The sequence below is a fragment of the Nocardiopsis sp. NPDC006198 genome, assembly GCF_040613895.1.
In the GTDB taxonomy this organism is placed as follows: domain Bacteria; phylum Actinomycetota; class Actinomycetes; order Streptosporangiales; family Streptosporangiaceae; genus Nocardiopsis; species Nocardiopsis tropica.
The window spans coordinates 64,548-82,260 of sequence record NZ_JBEXSY010000004.1 but is presented as its reverse complement, the minus strand read 5'-3'; the positions used below and the strand labels follow the sequence as shown (position 1 = coordinate 82,260).

Annotated in this window: 16 protein-coding genes; 8 read left to right on the top strand and 8 right to left on the bottom strand. The window is 73.8% G+C overall.

What is annotated here, in order from left to right; all coding sequences use genetic code 11:
• Window positions 1-323 precede the first annotated feature (323 nt).
• Window positions 324-1,553 carry a hypothetical protein gene (locus ABZ234_RS04595; RefSeq protein ID WP_355011046.1) on the bottom strand — a complete coding sequence of 410 codons (1,230 nt, stop codon included), beginning with the start codon at window positions 1,551-1,553 and terminating at the stop codon, window positions 324-326.
• A gap of 403 nt (window positions 1,554-1,956) precedes the next feature.
• On the bottom strand, window positions 1,957-3,177 hold the full coding sequence (locus ABZ234_RS04590) for a cell wall protein (RefSeq protein WP_355011045.1): 1,221 nt from the start codon (window positions 3,175-3,177) through the stop codon (window positions 1,957-1,959).
• A gap of 554 nt (window positions 3,178-3,731) precedes the next feature.
• Between ABZ234_RS04590 and ABZ234_RS04585 the strand changes: the two genes are divergently transcribed.
• The 4 genes from ABZ234_RS04585 (at window position 3,732) to ABZ234_RS04570 (ending at window position 7,014) form a co-directional block, all read left to right on the top strand.
• A complete protein-coding gene (locus ABZ234_RS04585) occupies window positions 3,732-4,631 on the top strand; it encodes an N-acetylmuramoyl-L-alanine amidase (protein WP_355011044.1) in 900 nt (299 codons plus the stop codon).
• Between the two features lie 80 nt (window positions 4,632-4,711).
• Complete coding sequence (locus ABZ234_RS04580) at window positions 4,712-5,008, top strand: hypothetical protein (RefSeq protein WP_267947738.1); 297 nt, start codon at window positions 4,712-4,714, stop codon at window positions 5,006-5,008.
• Window positions 5,009-5,036: 28 nt separating this feature from the next.
• Entirely contained in the window at window positions 5,037-5,741 is a 705-nt protein-coding gene (locus ABZ234_RS04575) for a DivIVA domain-containing protein (RefSeq protein WP_267947737.1), read from the top strand.
• 343 nt (window positions 5,742-6,084) lie between these two features.
• Window positions 6,085-7,014, top strand: a complete 930-nt coding sequence (locus ABZ234_RS04570) for a M48 family metallopeptidase (protein WP_355011043.1) — start codon at window positions 6,085-6,087, stop codon at window positions 7,012-7,014.
• A gap of 207 nt (window positions 7,015-7,221) precedes the next feature.
• Here ABZ234_RS04570 and ABZ234_RS04565 read toward each other — a convergent pair whose 3' ends face one another.
• From ABZ234_RS04565 to ABZ234_RS04555, 3 genes are all read right to left on the bottom strand, one after another.
• Window positions 7,222-7,482, bottom strand: coding sequence for a DUF6504 family protein (locus ABZ234_RS04565; protein ID WP_267947735.1), 261 nt, complete (start codon window positions 7,480-7,482; stop codon window positions 7,222-7,224).
• A 170-nt stretch (window positions 7,483-7,652) separates the two neighbouring features.
• Entirely contained in the window at window positions 7,653-8,123 is a 471-nt protein-coding gene (locus ABZ234_RS04560; RefSeq protein ID WP_355011042.1) for an NUDIX domain-containing protein, read from the bottom strand.
• A 52-nt stretch (window positions 8,124-8,175) separates the two neighbouring features.
• Complete coding sequence (locus tag ABZ234_RS04555) at window positions 8,176-8,760, bottom strand: GNAT family protein (RefSeq protein ID WP_355011041.1); 585 nt, start codon at window positions 8,758-8,760, stop codon at window positions 8,176-8,178.
• 114 nt (window positions 8,761-8,874) lie between these two features.
• Here ABZ234_RS04555 and ABZ234_RS04550 point away from each other — a divergent pair, with 114 nt between their 5' ends.
• Complete coding sequence (locus ABZ234_RS04550) at window positions 8,875-10,149, top strand: ROK family transcriptional regulator (protein ID WP_355011040.1); 1,275 nt, start codon at window positions 8,875-8,877, stop codon at window positions 10,147-10,149.
• 177 nt (window positions 10,150-10,326) lie between these two features.
• Here ABZ234_RS04550 and ABZ234_RS04545 read toward each other — a convergent pair whose 3' ends face one another.
• Window positions 10,327-13,212 (bottom strand): glycoside hydrolase family 3 C-terminal domain-containing protein, encoded by a 2,886-nt coding sequence (locus tag ABZ234_RS04545; RefSeq protein WP_355011039.1) that lies wholly within the window; start codon window positions 13,210-13,212, stop codon window positions 10,327-10,329.
• A 197-nt stretch (window positions 13,213-13,409) separates the two neighbouring features.
• Here ABZ234_RS04545 and ABZ234_RS04540 point away from each other — a divergent pair, with 197 nt between their 5' ends.
• The 3 genes from ABZ234_RS04540 (at window position 13,410) to ABZ234_RS04530 (ending at window position 17,060) form a co-directional block, all read left to right on the top strand.
• Window positions 13,410-15,071 (top strand): extracellular solute-binding protein, encoded by a 1,662-nt coding sequence (locus ABZ234_RS04540; RefSeq protein WP_267947730.1) that lies wholly within the window; start codon window positions 13,410-13,412, stop codon window positions 15,069-15,071.
• 154 nt (window positions 15,072-15,225) lie between these two features.
• The gene (locus tag ABZ234_RS04535) at window positions 15,226-16,152 is read left to right on the top strand and encodes an ABC transporter permease subunit (protein ID WP_267947729.1); all 927 of its coding nucleotides are present in this window, start codon (window positions 15,226-15,228) and stop codon (window positions 16,150-16,152) included.
• Window positions 16,149-17,060, top strand: coding sequence for a carbohydrate ABC transporter permease (locus tag ABZ234_RS04530; protein WP_267947728.1), 912 nt, complete (start codon window positions 16,149-16,151; stop codon window positions 17,058-17,060). The genes ABZ234_RS04535 and ABZ234_RS04530 overlap by 4 nt, the downstream gene beginning before the upstream one ends.
• A gap of 72 nt (window positions 17,061-17,132) precedes the next feature.
• On the opposite strand, the gene ABZ234_RS04525 is transcribed toward ABZ234_RS04530, so the two are convergent.
• Together ABZ234_RS04525 and ABZ234_RS04520 are read right to left on the bottom strand one after the other, a co-directional pair.
• Complete coding sequence (locus ABZ234_RS04525) at window positions 17,133-17,432, bottom strand: type II toxin-antitoxin system RelE/ParE family toxin (protein ID WP_355011038.1); 300 nt, start codon at window positions 17,430-17,432, stop codon at window positions 17,133-17,135.
• Window positions 17,429-17,710, bottom strand: coding sequence for a type II toxin-antitoxin system Phd/YefM family antitoxin (locus ABZ234_RS04520; RefSeq protein WP_267947726.1), 282 nt, complete (start codon window positions 17,708-17,710; stop codon window positions 17,429-17,431). Before ABZ234_RS04520 ends, ABZ234_RS04525 begins: the two co-directional genes overlap by 4 nt.
• Between the last annotated feature and the right edge of the window lie 3 nt (window positions 17,711-17,713).

Sequence of the window (17,713 nt, the reverse complement as noted above, 5' to 3'; positions counted from 1 at the left end):
GGAGTTGTCCACAGGCTGTGGACGGGCCCGGCGGTACAGGAGCAGGCGCTGTCGGCTGTATGACAGGGACCCGACGGCAGGGACCCGGGGCACGGCGGCGCCGTGCCGCCCCCACACGGTCCGCAGCGGTACCGCGCGACCCCGCTCAGCGGAAGTCGTCGGCGTGGTCCCGTGCCCACTCCGCGAAGGTCCGTGCGGGCCGCCCGGTCACCTCGCCCGCCGTGGCGGGCGCGGCCGCCGCCGCTGCCTCCCCGACCGCGTCGGCCCAGGCGCCGGGGTCGGTCCCGTCCCCGGCGAGCGGGGCCGGACGCGGACGGCGGCGGTCAGTCGCCGATCCGGTCGTCCATGGCAGTCGTGCGCTTGCGTGCGAGGAAGGTCGCGGCGGCGCCGCCGCCCACCGCCACCACGGCGGCCGTGATCAGCCCGGCCAGGGACCCGCCCGTGGTCGCCAGGCGGTTGTCCGGCCTCGCGGCCTCCTCCTCGGCGGCCTCGCCCTTGTCCCCGGGCACGGGCGGCGCGCTCGCGGCGTAGGTGGAGCCGAGCGCCCACGAGTCCGCGAAGTCCACGGCGAACTCCTTCTCCTCCTCGGGGTCCCCCACCTGGACCCACACGGTCATCCAGCTGCGGATGCCCTTGCCGTCCCACTCGGCGTCCTCGTCCTCGAAGGTCGCCTCGTTGACCACGAAGCGCACGCTGACAGGGACCTCCAGGGCCACGTCGCCGCTCTCGTCGAAGAGTTCGATGACGTCCTCCACGACGACCCCGTCCGCGCCCACGGGGCCCACCGGGACGCCGAACGCGGTCAGGCGGCCGTGCTCGAAGGTCGCCTCGGTCACTCCCCCGTATCCGGCGCTCGCCGAGCTGGCCGCGTCGGCGAGGGTGAACTCCACGGCGTTGCCGTCGGCGGCGACGGTGCCGGAGTTGGTCTCGTCCAGGACGAGCAGCTCGTCCTCCTCGCTCGGGGACTGCTCCGGTGTCTCCCTGTGCCCCTCACCGGGCGTCTGCGGGCTCTTCTCGGGCTCCGGGAGCCGTCCGCCCTCCTCCTCGGCCGCACCCGGCTCCCCCTCCCCGCCCGTGGCCCCGGGACTGGGCTCGTCCTGGAAGGGCGTGCCCTCCCCCGTCGGCTCCTCCTGCGGCTCGCCGGAGGGCTCGGACAGCTCCACGTCCGGCGGCACGTCGACCATCCCGTGGGCGGCGAGGTCGGCGACGTCCATCCGGAAGGTGGCGGTGTCGACGGTGGCCGCGGCGAGGGCGCCCTCGTCGTCGACGAGCGTGTGGCTCTCCCCGTCGATCTCCACGTAGTCCGCCATCGGGCCGAAGAGGTCGTCGGTGTCGGCGCTGGCCTCGGTCTCGCCGCCGAAGCTGACGGCGGTCGAGTACCCGGTGACGACGTCGCCGTCGGCGACCCACGCCTGGGCGTTGCCCCAGACCATGGGGGTCGTCGAGGCGGAGGCGGTCGAAGTGAGGACGGAGGCGGGGCCGATGGCGCCGAGCGCGGCGAACAGGACGCCTGCGCCGACGAGTCGGCGTGCGATCGGCTTGGCGGGAGTCACCACAACACTCCTGTTGTATCTGGGGGATGTCCGGCCGCGCGGGCCGGCCTGCGCCGGGAGCGGTCCTCAGGATCGCCGGGGCGGTCAGGGCCGGTCCGGCCTCGGTGCGGGGCGGCGATAGGGGGGCCTTCCCACCCCGGGAAGGAACTCCGACGCGCGGCGCGCCCGTAGGGCGAGCCTAACCGCTGGATCACAAAACGGAAACCGTCCTACGTTCGACTATCGGCCGACAAATATGTATTAACCCTCAGATAACGGAACAGATGTCGGGGAAGTTCCGGGACGGTGGTCCCCGGACCGCAGCCCTTCCGGGCGCCGGGCGCAAGCGGGCCGGGCACACGGAAGGGCCCCGGGGGACGCGTCCCCCGGGGCCCGGTCGGTCCGGTGCCGACCGCCGCTACGGCTAGCCCTCGCTGCTCTCGGCGGCGGAGTCGGCGGCGCTCTTCCTGCGGCGGGCGAAGTACGCGGCCGCGCCGCCGCCGGCGGCGATCGCGGCGCCGGCCGCGATCAGCCCGGCGAGGGGGCTGCCGGTCGTGGCCAGGGCCTCGGTCGGCTTCGGCTCCGGCTTCGGGAGGTCCTCGGCGTCGCGGGACGGCGGGGTCTTGTCGTCGCCCCCGTCACCGTCACCGCTGCCGCCGTCACCGTCGCCGCCGCCGTTGCCCGCGTCGTCGGCCGTCACGCCGACGCTGGCGTAGGTGACGCCCAGGGCGTAGCCGCCCTCGAACTCGCCGGGGACGGTGATGTCCACGAGCAGCGCGGTGTAGGCGTCGTCCCAGTCGAAGCCCGCGTCGTCCGAGGTGTAGGTGCCCTGGTCCTGGTACGGGGCGCCGACCACGGCGTCGAGCTCGTTCACCTCGTAGGAGACGGTGCCAGGGTCGACCGAGTGGGAGACGGAGCCGTCCCACGCCTGGGTCGTGGTGACGCTCGCGCCGGTGATCGTGGCGGACAGGACGATCTCGTCGCCCGCGGAGGAGAGCTCGATGTCATCGGCGTCCAGCTCGACGAGCGGGGCCGCGGCCCCGTCGCCGGACACCTCGCCGCCGTCGGCGGCGGGGGTCTCAGGGACCTCGGGGGTCTCAGGGGTCTCGGGGGTTTCCGCGGGCGGGTCCGTGGGCTCGGCCGAAGGCGTCCCCGCGTCCCCGTCGCCCTCGCCCTCGCCCTCACCCGGAGCGGTGGACTCGTCGTCCCCGGGCTCCTCGGGCTCCTCCGAGGGGGTGGCGGAGGGGTCGTCGTCCGCGTCCGACTCCTCGTCGTCGGCCTCCTCGTCCTCCGCGTCCGCGATGATCTCCTCGACGTCGGAGGCGGTGAGCCGGATGGTGGCGCTCGCCACCGTGGTGGTGGCGGTGGCGCCGTTGCCGTCGACCGAGGCCGAGGTGGAGGCCTCGATGCTGAAGTACTCGTCGAGGGCGCCGGAGAAGCCGCTGGAGTCGCTGTTCGACTCGCCCTGGGGGGTGATGTAGGTCTCCGCGATGCCGTACCCGTCGGCGACGTTGGCGTGGGCCCAGCCCACGGTCTGGGTGTCGGCGGCGGCGGGGAGGGCCGTGGCGACGCCGAGCGCGCCGAGCGCCGCGAAAGCGGCGCCGCCCTGGAGAATGCGGCGCGCGGTCACGCGAGTGTTCTTCAAGTCAATCCTCATTCGGATCACCACAGTCCGAGACTTCTCGGACCGGCCTGGATGCGCGCACAACCGCCGACAGCGGGATTTCGGGGGCGCGGAACACGAACCAGGGTCGGATGGGGGATGGCAGTGGGCACACAGAAGCCCTCTGCCTGCGGAAACGGGGAAAACGCGGTCGCGACCACAGAACGGTGGGTCGGCGGAACCGAGTCGGAATGACTTCCCGTTTCCTCACTCGAACCTTACATCGGACGAAACAGGAGAATCAGCCGAGATCCCATCACGAACAGATCACGATGAAGAAGGGCGTCACTCTGAGCAATGGATTCATTCTCTTCAGGGTTTTTTCCCGAACGGTGTAAACCTCGCCCGGGAACGGGCGTCCTACAAGAAAAGGCGCACCCCGGGAAGGGCGTTCCGCGAGACGCGGCACATCCCCGGGCGCCTCCGCGGTGACGGGCGACACATCCCCTTTGTCGGGCCCCTCTCCCCTGCCGAACACCTTTCGTCGGGATATGAGTCGGTATGCCCCGGGTACCGCGAGCGACTAGGTTGTGGGCATGCCCGTCTCCGCACCGCCAGGGCCCCGGAGCCGCGCCACCCGCGCCCTGTCTCTGGCGTCCCTCGCCCTCCTCCTCACCGCCGCCTGCTCGGCCTCGCCCGGAGGGGCCTCCGGCGGCGACCCCACGGCGGCGCCTCCCCTCCCCGGGCCGCAGGACGGCGGCGACGCCCCCGACGGCGACCGCGACGCCGCACCCGGGGACGACGCGCCCGACGACGGCCCCGTCGGCGAGGGCCCCCTCGGCACACGCGTCGTCGTCATCGACCCGGGCCACAACGGCGGCAACGCCTCCGCGCCGGGCGAGATCAACGCGCTCGTCCCCGCCGGCCCCGCGGAGAAGGCCTGCGACACCGTCGGCGCCGAGACCGGGGACGGCTACCCGGAGCACGAGTTCAACTGGGAGCTCTCCCTCCTGGTCAAGGAGCGGCTGGAGGCCGACGGCGCCACCGTCCTCCTCACCCGGGAGGACGACGAGGGCGTCGGTCCGTGCATCGACGAGCGCGCCGGGATCGGCAACGAGGCGGAGGCCGACGCGGCCCTGTCCATCCACGCCGACGGCGGGCCCGAGTCCGGTCGCGGGTTCCACGTGATCATGCCCGGCGAGGTGGACGGCTTCACCGAGGAGATCGTGGAGCCCTCCCGGCTGCTCGCCGAGGACCTCCGCCGCGCGTACCTGGAGGGGAGCGACATCCCCTACGCCGACTACCTCGCCGACGAGGGCCTGGACGAGCGCACCGACCTGGGCGGGCTGAACATGTCCACGGTGCCCAAGGTGTTCCTGGAGGCGGGCAACATGCGCAACCCCGAGGACGCCGAACTCCTGTCCGACCCCGCGTGGCGCGAGCGCGCCGCGGACTCCATCGCCCAGGGGATGGCCGCCTACCTCATGCGGAGCTGAGGACCGGCCGGAACGTCCGCACCCGGCCAAGACCGCCCGTTCGTATGGCGGGGGCCGTCCCTCCTCGGCATAATGCGTGCATGACCTCCCCCCGCCCCGCGCAGGGCCTGCCGGAGGCCCCGGCCCCCGGCGCGGTTCTGCGCGGCTTCCACCGCGCCCGGGCCGAGGACGTCCTCGGCCGGGCGTCCTTCGCGGTGGCCGCGCCCCACGCGGGCGCCCCCTTCCCCGGCCCGCCCGGGGACCGGCGGCCGGCGCCGATCGGCGCCGAGGACCGGCCCCGGCCCTGTGCGGGTACGGCCGCGGACGGGTACGGGAGGTCCTCGCCAGTCTCGTCGAATCCGCCCTCGGACGCGGAATCACGCGCGGGCCGGGGATGACCGCCACGAGAACCTCCTGAACTGCACAATGGGGACCATGCCTCTGACACCGGCGGACATCCGCGAAAAGAAGTTCCACACGGTGCGTCTGCGCCCGGGCTACAACGAGGAGGACGTCGACGCGCTCCTCGACCGGATCGAGGCGACGCTCGTCGCCCTGGAGGGCGGGCCGCGCACGGGCCCGCTCATCACGGCCGACGAGGTGCGCAACTCACGGTTCCGCACCACGAGGCTGAGCCCGGGGTACCGCGAGGACGAGGTCGACGACTTCCTCGACGTCGTGGTCGCCGACCTCGCCGGACGCGGCCTCGGCCGGTTCGGCGACCGGACCACCCCTCCGCTGCCGCCCCGGCCGGGGGCCTCCCGGGCCGGTGCGGCCGAACGGCAGGACCCGCCGGAGGGCCGGCGCCACACGCCTCCCGGCCGGACCGGCCCCGCGGGGCCGCCGCACAGGTTCGGGATGACGCCGGAGGACATCCGTGAGCAGCAGTTCGCCACCACCCGGTTGACCACGGGCTACAACGAGCAGGAGGTCGACGACTTCCTGGACCGCGCCGAGTTCACGCTCGACGCGCTCCAGCAGGGGCTCCCGGACCGCGCGACCCTCACGGCGGCGGAGGTGGAGCGGGTCCAGTTCGCCACCACCCGGGCGCGTCCGGGGTACGACCCGGCTCAGGTGGACCGGTTCCTGGACGCGCTGGCGGAGGAGCTGCGCCGCTACGAGCAGCAGTAGTCGGGGCGGTCCTGGCGCACACCGGACGCGAGGCGCGGGGGCGGAGCCCGGCCGGCGGGACCGGCCGCGCGTACCCTCCGGTCCCCGGCGGCGCGGACGGGGGCGGGCCCGTGGAGGGGGCGGTCCCGCCCGGCGGGCGGGTCCGCGCGGGGACCGGGCCCGCGGCAGGCGCGCGTCCCGGGCGGGGCCCGGACGTGACCGCCCGGGCAACCAGTACCGACCCGCCTCTTCCGGACACGCCGTAGCGCACGAACCCCATCCCCGGGGAAGCGGAAAGTAATATTTGAACACAGCGAGTAGTCGACCCTGCTGTCTCACTGACCGTGACCCGAGGGGAGGCAGGATGTTCCACCCGACGTGCCCGGAGGGCCGCGCCACCGCCTGGCCGGTCCGCGGCGCACCCGGCCCCACCGCGCCCTCCGGGGCGGGGGCGCGGCTCCCGCCGGTGGCCGGCCGCTCCGCCGACCTGGTCCCTTGCGACGCGGACGAGGAACTCGTGCCGACGCCCGCGCACCCGTGGGAGGGACCGCTGCTGGCGGCGTGCGCGGCCGTGACCCTCGTGATGGCCGCGGTGCTCGCCCGCACCGTGTGGGCGGCGACGGGGTCGTGGGAGTGCGTGGTCTGCGCGCTGGCGGCGGTACCCGTGGTGTGCTGGGCGGCGCGGGGGCTGCTGTACGCCCGGCGCCGCGCGGAGTCGGTGAAGATCTCGCCGACGCAGTTCCCCGAGGCGTACCGGACGGTGGTGTCCCTGGCCGCCGACATGGGTCTGCCGAGACCCCCCGAGGCGTATGTCCGGATCGGCGGCGGGCCCTGCGGGACGGACGCCTCCGGCCACGGGCGGCGCCGCTACCTCGTGCTGTCGGACGCGCTGTTCGACGGCGGTGGAGGGCTGCGCGACCCGGAGGCCCTGGCGTTCCTGGTCGCCCACCAGCTCGGCCACGTGGCCGCCGGCCACACCGGTTTCTGGCGGCGGATGGCGACGATCGGCGGGGACCTCGTCCCGGGGCTCGGTTCGGCGCTGTCCCGCGCGATGGAGTACACCGCCGACGACCACGCCTACTCCCGCTTCCCCGAGGGGGCGCACGCCGTCAGGCTCCTCGCCGGGGGAGCCCGCCTCTACACCCGGGTGAACATGGGGGAGATGGCGGACCGGGCCCGCACCGACCGGGGCTGCTCCCTGCTGCTGTACCACCTGCTGATCCGCCGCCCCAGCAACACGCGGCGGATGGCGGCGCTCCGCGACCGCACCCGGCGCGGACGCGTCTTCCTCTGACCGTCGGGACGGCCGTCCGCCCAGGAGCGCGCATCGGGCCGACGCCGGGCGTCCGGCGGGTGTGGGACGGGCGCCGCCACAGGCGGTGTGGGGCGCCGAGGGCCATCCGGTACGCCGGTGCGGACGTCGCGGTCCACACCGACACCGGAGGCCCTCTCGTCATGTGTCAGGCGGGGCGGTCGTCACCGACCCCCGCGGTCGGTGCGCCTAGCTCCACTGGCGGCGCATGGTCCAGCGGTCGGACGCGACGTCGCGGGTGATGTCGATGATGCTGGGCTCCCCCGCCTCGGACTCGGCCGAGACGCGGAGCAGGTGGACCTGGGTGGCGGGTGTTCCGGGCACTTCGGGGCGGGCGGGCCAGTCCCCGATGATCCTGCGCACCCGGAAGGTGCGACCGCGCCAGGTGAACCGGGCGGGGGTGCCGCCCCGGGTGGAACGTACGTCGATGTGTTCGTTCAGGAGACTCACGCGGGCAGCCTATCGAACTCTTGTTCGAGAAAGTCAAGCCTCTCGAAACGGTCGCCCAGCCGGGCGGTGTCGGACCCGGAACACCCTAGGGGCGCGGGCCGCCCGGGGCGGTGGACCCGCCTCCGGCGTGTCGCGGCGCCCTGGCTCGCGGAGGCCCGGAGCCTGCGTCCCTACACGACGAAGTACGGGGCGGGGTCGTCGGCGCGGGCGTTCGCGATGCGGTCGAGGACGCGCTGCGGCATCTCCGGCAGCGCGTCCGGCGGGAACCACCGCACCTCCAGGGTCTCGTCCCCACCGGCGTCGGGGGCGCCGCCGACGACGCGGCAGCGGAAGGCCAGGTCGAGGAACTGGACCCGGTCCCCGTTGGGATAGGTGTGGGGCTCCTGGCCGACCACGCTGGCCAGCCTCTCGACCTCGACCTCCAGGCCGGTCTCCTCCCACACCTCGCGCACGACCGCGCGGGCGGGCTGCTCCCCGGGTTCGAGGATGCCGCCGGGCGCGGCCCAGCGGCCGTCGTCGGCGCGCCTGTGCAGGAGGATGTCGCCGTTCTCGCCGATCACCACCCCCGTGACCCCCACGAGCGGGAGGAGACCGTGGCCGACGTGGTCGCGCAGCGCGAGGAGGAAGTCAGGTACGGGCATGCGCACGAGCCTACGAGACCGGCAGGGACGGCCGCCGCACGCCCCGCGCCCCTCAGCGCCCCCGGGAGGCGCGCAGCTCCTCGTACTCCTCGGCGAGGACCGACATGAGGACGGCGTCGTGCCACTCCCCGTTCCAGCGCAGGCACTTGCGCCGGACGCCCTCCCTGACGAAACCGGAGCGGGCGTAGGACTTCTGGGCGTTGGCGTTGAACGCGAACACCTCCAGGCCCACCCGGTGCAGACCGGCCACCGTGAACGCGTACTCCAGCACCAGGCCGGTGGCCTCGGTCCCGTAGCCCCTCCCGGTGAAGGCCATGTCGTTGAGCGCGATCCGGTACCCGGCGCAGGCGTTGTCCGGGTCGAGTCCGAGGAGCGCGCAGTCGCCCACGGCCGTCCCGTCCTCCCGCGACACGATCACCCAGTCGGCGCGGTCGTGGTGGTCGGGGCGGGTGGCGTACCACCTCCGCAGCACGTCCTCGGTGAACCGGCGGTGGGTCCCCGTGAACCGGCGGACCTCGGGGTCCATGTCCACCGTCGGACCGACCAGGGCCTCGCCGCTCTCGGCGTCGAGGGGCACGAGCCGGACCTTCGTCCCGTGGAGCGCGGGCTGGTCGCGAAAGACGTCGGGGGGAACCATGGTCGGGATTCCACCAGAGGGCCGGGAACGGCGCAACCGGGTTTCCGCGCCCCCTCCGCGGCCCCTGTACGATCCGGGCACGGCGCGCGGCGCCGGCGACGCGAGGGGGACCCGGTGACGGTCGGTTCGGGAACGGTCAGCTTCCAGACGGTCCGCGAGACCAACCTGGGCGTCGTGCTGCGCACGGTCCGCGAGCTGGCCCCGTGTTCGCGCTCGGCGGTCGCGTCCGCGACGGGCCTGAACAAGACCACCGTGTCCAGCCTGGTCGCCGACCTGATGGCGCGGGGGCTGGTCCTGGAGACCGGGGAGACCTCGCGGCAGAGGGTGGGCCGTCCGGGCGTGCTGCTGGCGCTGGACGACTCGTCGGTGGCCGCGGTCGGCCTGGAGGTCAACGTCGACTACCTGTCGGTGGTCGCCGTGGACCTGCTGCGGAACGAACTCGTGGGCCGCCACGTCCCCTTCGACGCGCGCTCGGCGGGGCCGGAGGCGTGCGCGCGGCGCATCGCGCGGACGCTGCGGGAGACCATGGAGTCCCCGCCGCTCAGCGGGCGCGCCGTGGTGGCGGCGGGTGTGGCCGTGCCGGGGCTGATCGACGCGCCCGCGGGGACCGTCACCCGCGCGCCCAACCTGGGCTGGCAGGGCGTGCGGTTGCGGGACCGGGTGGAGGACCTGCTGCGTACGGCGGGGGCGGGTGGGGTGCCGGTCCACGTGGACAACGACGCGAACCTGGCGGCGATGGCGGAGTACCGGGTGGGGTCCTTCGCGGGCACGCCGGATCTGGCGTACGTGACCGGCGAGGTGGGGATCGGCGCGGGCATCCTGGCCGGCGGCGAGCTGTTGCGGGGCGCGGGCGGGTTCGCGGGCGAGGTGGGCCACCTGGCGCTCGCCCCGGACGGCCCGGAGTGCGCCTGCGGACGCCGCGGCTGCCTGGAGTCGCTGGCGGGCATCGGCGCGATCGTGCGCGAGGCCGTGCCCGACCGCGTGCCGGACCGCCCCCTGTCGGGGAGCGACGTCGCGGAACTGGCGTCGGTGGCGGTGGAGCGGGCCGGAAGCGGTGACGGCGTCGCCGTGGGCGCGCTGGAGCGGGCGGGCATGTGGCTGGGCCGGGGACTGTCGACGCTCGTCAACGTCACCAACCCGAGCGTGGTGCTGCTGGGCGGGTACTTCGTGCCGATGGGACCGTGGCTGCTGCCCGGCTGCCGCGCGGAGGTCGTGGCGAACGTGTTCGCTCCGGGGGCGGGCGGCTGCCGGATCGAACTGTCGGCCCTGGGCCTGAGCGCGGCGGCCCGCGGCGCGGCCGCCTCGATGATCCACGCGCTCGACGTCGGCCTGCTGCCGCTCCCCGCGCCGGGGGCCGCCCGGGCGGCGGCGGTCCAGAGCGGCTCGTAGGCGGGCCCGCGGATCCGCGGAACGGCGGGCGGCTCCGCGGGCGCGTCGGTCGAGGCGGGTGGCGTGGTCGGCGGCGCCGAACGGCTCCGCGGGCGCGTCGGTCCCCCTCCGGCCGGGCCCGGGGACGGACGTGTCCGTCCCCGGGCCGGGGCGCCGGGCGGCGGGTCCCGCCCGGTGTCAGTCCCGCGAGAACCCCAGGGTGGCGACCGCCGTGCCGGAGCGCTCGAACACCAGGTAGACGTCGCGGATCCCGCGGGCGGGCACGCCGTCGGGGAGCAGGGGCGCGCGGACGGCCGTGAAGCCGTAGCGGTCCTGGTCCGCCGGAACGTCCACGACGGCGAGGGTCGGCCCGTCGCCGGGGTCGTCCAGGCGCAGGCGCACGGTGGCGGCGTGTCCGGCGTTGACCGACAGGTGGCAGGCGGCGGCCCCCGTGCCGAGGTCCACGTCGTGGAACGCCGCCCAGGCGCCGTCCGCCCGCGCCCGCACCGCGTCGCCGCGCTCGGGGGTGAGCGGGCACAGCGCGGTGCCCCGGGCCTCGTCGTACCCGGTGGCCGACCACGGTGCGTACGCGTCGCGGGGAGGGATGGCCTCCCCCGGGACGTTCAGGGCGGCCGTGGTCCGGATGTCCGTGGCGGAGCGTCCGACGAGCACCTCGCGCGGCGCCTCCTCGACGACGAACCTGTCGCGGGTGGTGTCCCACAGGGCGAGGTCCTCCACGTCGAACGACACCGTGGCCACGGCGCCGCCGCCGGGTTCGACGCGGACACGGGTGAAGCCGCGCAGCGCGCGCAGCGGGGTCCGCACCCGGGAGGCCAGCTGCCGCGTGTACACCTGCACGACCTCGTCCGCCGGGCGGGGTCCGGTGTTGACGACCATGACGGTGACGGTGACCCGGCCGCCGTCGACGGTGACGGCGGGGGCCGCGTACTCGACGTGTGTGTAGCCGAGGCCGTGACCGAACGGGTAGAGGGGGTCCCCCTCGAAGTACAGGTACGTGCCGCGCGCGCCGATGATGTCGTAGTCGAGCGGGCCGGGGAGGTCGTCGGCGGACCGGTACCAGGTCTGGGTGAGCCTGCCGGAGGGCTCGGCGTCGCCGAAGAGCACGTCGGCGAGGGCGTTCCCGTACTCCTGGCCCCCGTGGGCCGACCAGAGGATCGCGGGGAGGTGGTCGTCGGCCCAGGTGACGCCGAACGGGCAGCCGCTGCTGAGCACCAGCACGGTGGCCGGGTTGGCGGCGTGCACGGCGCGCAGGACCCGCTCCTGCGCGGCGGCCAGGTCGAGGTCGGTCCGGTCCTCGGTCTCGCGCCCGTTCACCATCGGGTGGTCGCCCGCGACGACGACGGCGACGTCGGCGGACGCGGCGGCCCGGGCGGCCTCCGCCGCCCCCGTGCCCAGCCCCGTGACCCGGAACCCGGCGGCCCCGGCGGGGTCGTCGGTGAGCCGGAGGACCCCTTCGGCGCCGACGGCGACACGGCGTCCGCTGTGGACCTGGACGAGGCAGGCCAGGCCGTCGGCGCGCTCCTCGAACCGGAAGGTCTGGCGGACCTCCCAGGTCCCGGGTCCGGGCGCGGTGCAGGCGAGGGTGCCGTCCGGCTGCTCGTCCACGTACAGGCCGGTCCCGGCGGAGCGCAGCGCGCGGGCTCCGCCGCCCCAGTCCAGGAGGTCGAAGCCGGTTCCGTCCCCGTGTCCGGGGGCGGCCACCTCCAGGGGTCCGCCGCCGGCCGGGGCGAGCACCCGTCCGCCGTCGGTGTCGAGCGTGATCCGGTCGGCGCCCTCGCAGAAGACGGTCTCGACCCGTTCGGCGATGCCGGCCCGCGCGGTGACGGCGTAGGGCAGGGTGCCGCTGTACCAGTCCTCCAGCACGGTGTCGCCGAGCTGGCCGATGACGGCGACACGGCGCACGCCGCGCAGCGGCAGCAGCCCGTCGTTGCGGAGCAGGACGAGGGAGCGGGTGGCGGCCTCGCGGGCGAGCGCCCGGTGCGCGGGGGTGTCGTCCGTGTACGCGCCGGCGGGTTGGGCCCCGCCCGGCGGCTCCGCGGCGCCTCCGCCCCCCTCTGCGCGGTCCCCGGCGCCCGGGTCGCCCCCGCCGTCCGGGCCCGCCGGGTGGGCGGGGTCGAACTCGCCGAGCCTGAGCCGGATCGACAGCACGCGGCGGGCGGCGCGGTCGATGTCGGCCTCGGTGAGCAGTCCCCGCCTCAGCGCCTCCCGGACGTGCCCGAGGGGGCCGTCGGGGCGGTCGTCGTCCTGGGTGAGGCTGTCGACCCCGGCGCGGAGGGCGTGCGCGTAGGCGGTCGGCGGGTCGGGGTGGAAGGCCTGGAGCCCGGCCAGGTTGGCGGGGGCGTAGGCGTCGCTGACCACCAGGACGTGGTCCGGGGCGGCCGGGCGCAGGATCTCGCCGATGAGCGGGCTCAGGTGGGCGGGACGCCCGTTGACCAGGTTGTAGGAGGGCATGACGGCGACGGCCGCCCCGTCCTCCAGTGCGGGCAGGAACGCGGGCAGCTCGTACTCGCGCAGGACCCGGGGCGGCAGGTCGCTGGAGGTGACGCAGCGGTCCTCCTCGTTGTTGTAGCCGAGGAAGTGCTTGAGGGTCGGCGCGGTGCGGAGCCGGGCGCCGTTCCCGGCGAGGCCGCGCGCGTGGGCGGTCGCCAGGAGGCCGGTCAGCCACGGGTCCTCGGAGTACCCCTCCTCGTTGCGCCCCCAGCGGGGGTCGCGCAGGGGGTTGACCACGGGCGCCCACACGTTGCGTCCGGCCCCCCGGTCCAGGCTTGCGAGCACCGCGTCGGCGGTGGCCTCCCCGACCCGGCGGAGCAGGTCGGGGTCCCAGGCGCTGGCGAGGCCGAGGGCCTGCGGGTAGACGGTGGCCGGGCCGAGCCAGGCCAGGCCGTGCAGCGCCTCGGTGCCGGTGCGGAAGGGGCCGAGGCCGACGCGCTCGACGGGGGCCTGGTGCTGGTGCAGGAGCCCGATCTTCTCGTCGGTGGTGAGGCGGCTGAGCAGGTCGTCCAGGCGGAGTTCGTCGGGGAGGCCGGGGTCCCGGTGGGGCGGGACGGTCGCATGCGTGCTCATGGGGGGTTCCGTCTCTCGTGCGCGGAGGCAATGCCCCTCGAAATCGAACCGCTTCGACTTCGACGTCGAAGGGATCTTGTGTGCCACATCACAGTGCAGTAATTTGTTTGTCTAAACGGCCAACTAATTCATAGCAAAATGGCCCTTCGTTTCCTACCCCCCTGGGCTCCGGCCTGCTCGACCGAAGGAACGACGCTATGCCCCCCACCCCCCTGCTTCCCATGCCCGGCCGCCGGCGCTTCCTCGGCCTCATGGGAGCCTCCACCGCGGCCGCCCTCTCGGCGGGCGTGCTCTCCGGTTGCTCGTCGGGATCGGGCGGCGGAGGCGGCGGCTCCGCCGCGGCCGCCACCTCCCTGGACGACCTGATCCCCACCTACATCCCCTTCGAGGGCGTCTCCCCCGACATCGAGGGGCTGCACGGCGCGCCCTCCGGGTTCACGGCCTACCCCGACACGTTCCTCCGGGCGGTGTCCGAGCCGCGGGGACGCGGCGGCGAGTACACGGCGATGACCCCCATGTGGGGGCCGATCCCTCCGGGGCTGGGCAACAACTCGTTCTTCGACCACGTCAACGGCCGGCTCGGCTCGACGGTCAGGTTCAACTTCCAGGACGGCAACACGATCATCGACAAGATGAACGCGGTGATCGCCGGACGCGACGTCGCCGACATCACGATGTTCCCCGACTGGGTCATCAACCTGATCCCCCAGTTCAACCGGGCCGTGGGCGAACTCTTCGAGGACCTGACCCCGTACCTGGCCGGCGACGCGGCCGCCGCCTACCCCCTGCTGGCCAACCTGGAGAGCGACGCCTGGCGCTGGAACGTCTTCAACGGGCAGCTCCAGGGCGTGCCCTGGCCGTCCGAGCCGTTCAGCAACTGGGTCCTGTACCGGCGCGACCTGCTGGAGGAGTACGGCCTGGAGCCGCCCACCAGCCCGGACGACCTGTTCGCGATCGGCGAGGAGATCAACGACCCCGACGGCAACCGGTGGGCGTTCGGCGACTTCAACCTCAGCATCCGCCAGGTGTTCGGCGCCCCCAAGCAGTGGCGCTACGAGAACGGCGAGCTCATCCACATGTTCGAGACGGACGAGTGGCGGGCGAGCGTCGAGTACATGCGCAGGATCTTCGACGCCGGACTCGTCCACCCCGACATCGTCGCCCAGGCCGACAACTCCAAGGAGCTGCTCAACTCCGGTCAGATCGTCTTCAACCAGGACGGCATCGGCGCCTGGCACGAGGCGTACGCGGCGATGCTCGGCGACCACCCCGGCTTCCGCCTGGACCTGATGCCGGTGTTCGGCGACTCCGGCCGGGACCCCGTCATGCACACCGCGGACCCCTCCGCCCAGTCCGTGTTCGTGCGCAGGGGGATGGAGCCGGAGCAGATCGAGGAGGTCCTCGGCATCCTCGACTTCTGCGCGGCGCCGTTCGGCACCCAGGAGTACATGGACTACCGGTACGGCGAGGAGGGCGTCCACCACGAGCGCTCCGACCGGGGGGCGCCCCAGCTGACCGACCTGGGCAACGGCGAGGTCAACGACGGCTACTACTTCCTGAGCGGGCGCCCCCAGGCGATCACCGAGAGCCAGTACCCGGACTTCGTCGAGTGGAAGACCACCTGGTACAACCACGCCGCCCAGTTCACCGAGGAGGACCCGTTCGCGGGCATCCGCATCCAGCGCCCCGAGCGCTTCTCCGGCGCGGAGACCCCCATGACCGACAAGGTCGAGGACATCATCCGCGGGCGCGAGGACCTCGGACAGCTGGACCGGGCCGTCGCGGACTGGCGGCGCGACGGCGGGGACGAGGGCCGGGAGTTCTACATGGGGGTCCTCCAGGAGCACGGCCGTGACTGAGCGGACCGGCGCCCCCGTGGACGGCCTCCGGCACGGCGCCGCGAACGGTCTCGCGGCCGGACCCGGGTCCGGCCGGGGTCCGCGCACGCCGCGGACGGCGGCCCCCGCGTCCCGGAAACGCGGGGGCCGGGCACGGGCCCGGACCGTCCCCGACGTGAGGCGCCCGACCCGCGCGCCGCTGCGCGCCCGACTGCGCCGCGACTGGCAGCTCCTGCTGATGACGGTCCCGGCGCTCGGGCTGCTCGCCGTCTTCCACTACGCGCCGACGCTCGGCAACGTCATCGCGTTCCAGGAGTACAACCCCTGGGACGGCCTCCTCGGCAGCCCGTGGGTCGGGTTCGCCCAGTTCGAGCGGCTGTTCACCGACCCGCGCTTCTGGAGCGCCGCGGGCAACACCCTGGTCATCGCCGCGGTCCAGCTGGTGTTCTTCTTCCCGATCCCCATCGCGCTGGCGATCCTGCTGGACAGCGTCATGACGCCGAGGCTGCGGCTGCTCCTCCAGAGCATCGTCTACATGCCGCACTTCTTCTCGTGGGTCCTGGTCGTCACCCTGTTCCAGCAGATCCTGGGCGGGGCCGGGCTGTTCTCCCAGCTCCTGCGGCAGAACGGGTACGCGCCGCTGGAGATCATGAGCGACCCCGACGCGTTCCTGTTCGTGGTCACCTCCCAGATGGTCTGGAAGGACGCGGGGTGGGGGACGATCATCTTCCTCGCCGCGCTGGCCGCCATCAACCAGAACCTCTACGAGTCGGCGGCCGTGGACGGCGCCAACCGCTGGCAGCGCATGTGGCACATCACCCTGCCGGGCCTGAGACCCGTCATCGTCCTGCTGCTGATCCTCAAGATCGGCGACATCCTCAACGTCGGGTTCGAGCAGTTCTACCTGCAGAGGGACGCCTTCGGCGCGCAGGTCTCCGAGGTGCTGGACACCTTCATCTACCACCAGACACTGGTCACGGGGAACTTCAGTGCGGGAGCGGTCGCGGGCCTCGTGAAGGGCGTCGTCGGCCTGGTCCTGATCCTGCTGGCCAACAAGCTGGCCCACAAGATGGGCGAAAACGGAATCTACCGACGCGCATGAGCACACTGTTCAAGGACCGCCCCGTGTGGGCGGAACGCCCGAGCCTCCCCGCCCGCGCAGCGAAGAACACCACGCTGGCGGCGATCGCGGCCGTCATCGTCTTCCCCCTCTACGTCGTGGTCCTGACCAGCCTGTCCCCCGCCTCCGCGGTGAACGCCGCGGGCGGGCTCGTCATGGTGCCCCAGGGCTTCTCCCTCCAGGCCTACGCCGACCTGTTCGGCGGCGGCGTCGTGTCCCGGGCGGTGCTGGTGAGCCTGGGGGTGACGGCGGTCGGCACCGCCGTCAGCCTGGCCGCCACGGTCCTGGCCGCGTACGGGCTGTCCCAGCCGGGTTCGCTGTGGCACCGGCCGCTGCTTTTCGCGGTCCTGCTGACGTTCCTGTTCGCACCCGGCATGATCCCGCTGTACCTGCTGGTCGGCGACCTCGGACTGATCGACAGCTACTGGTCGCTGATCCTGCCGACGGCGGTCAACGCGTTCAACCTGGTGGTGATGCGCGCGTTCTTCATGAACCTGCCGGGGGAGATCGCCGACAGCGCCCGGGTGGACGGGGCCGGCGAGTGGACGATCCTGACCCGCCTGGTCCTGCCCATGTCCAAGGGGGTCACCGCCGTCGTCGGGCTGTTCTACGCGGTGGGCTACTGGAACGCCTTCTTCAACGCGATCCTCTACATCAACGACAACGCCAGGTGGCCGCTGCAGCTGGTGCTGCGGCAGTACGTCCAGCAGGGACAGCAGATCAGTTCGAGCTCGGTGATCGGCGACGCGGTCCAGGGGACGGCGTCGGCGCCCAACCTGGCCATCCAGATGGCCATCGTGGTGGTGGCCCTGGTGCCGGTCACGTTCATCTACCCCCTGGTGCAGAAGCACTTCACGAAGGGCGTCATCATCGGCGCCGTCAAGGGCTAGCGGGGCCCCGGCGCGCCCGTCCCGGCCGGACGGGCGCGCCGGGCGCGGATCGTCCGAGAGCCCCGAGCGGCTTCAGGGGTCCTGCCGGCAGACGTCCCGGCGATCGCCGACCGTGATGGCCCAGACCCACACGATCGGCTGACCGTCGTCGTCCTTGTCCAGGGTGTAGACGGCCCGGTAGGCGCCGACGCGCAGTCGCCACCGGCCCTGGTGGCCCGACAGGGGCCTGATGTCCGGAGCACTGGTGTCACCGTCGTCGAGGGCGTGCTGGAGCTCGGACAGTCGGCGCAGGATCCGGACGGCCCCGTCCCGGGGGATCCCGCGCATCCTGCGCTGGGCCGCGGGCGTGAAGCGGGTGAGGTGCCTGATCACGTGTCCCCTCGGGCGAGCTGAGCGGCCATCTCCTCCAGGGAGACGGACTGCTCCCGTCCCTCGAGCTCGGCCTCGTCCGCGAGCCGGTGGAGCCACGCGTCCTCGGCCGACCGCACGATGTGGAGCATGCGGCGGTACTCGTCGGCGTCGAGCAGGACCGCTGTGGTCCTGCCCCGCTGGGTGATGAAGGTCGGTGTGCGGTCGTGGCGGGCACGGTCGATGGTGTCGGCGAGGTGTCTGCGCACCTCCGACATCGTGGCTGTCACTGGCTCGTTCATGCC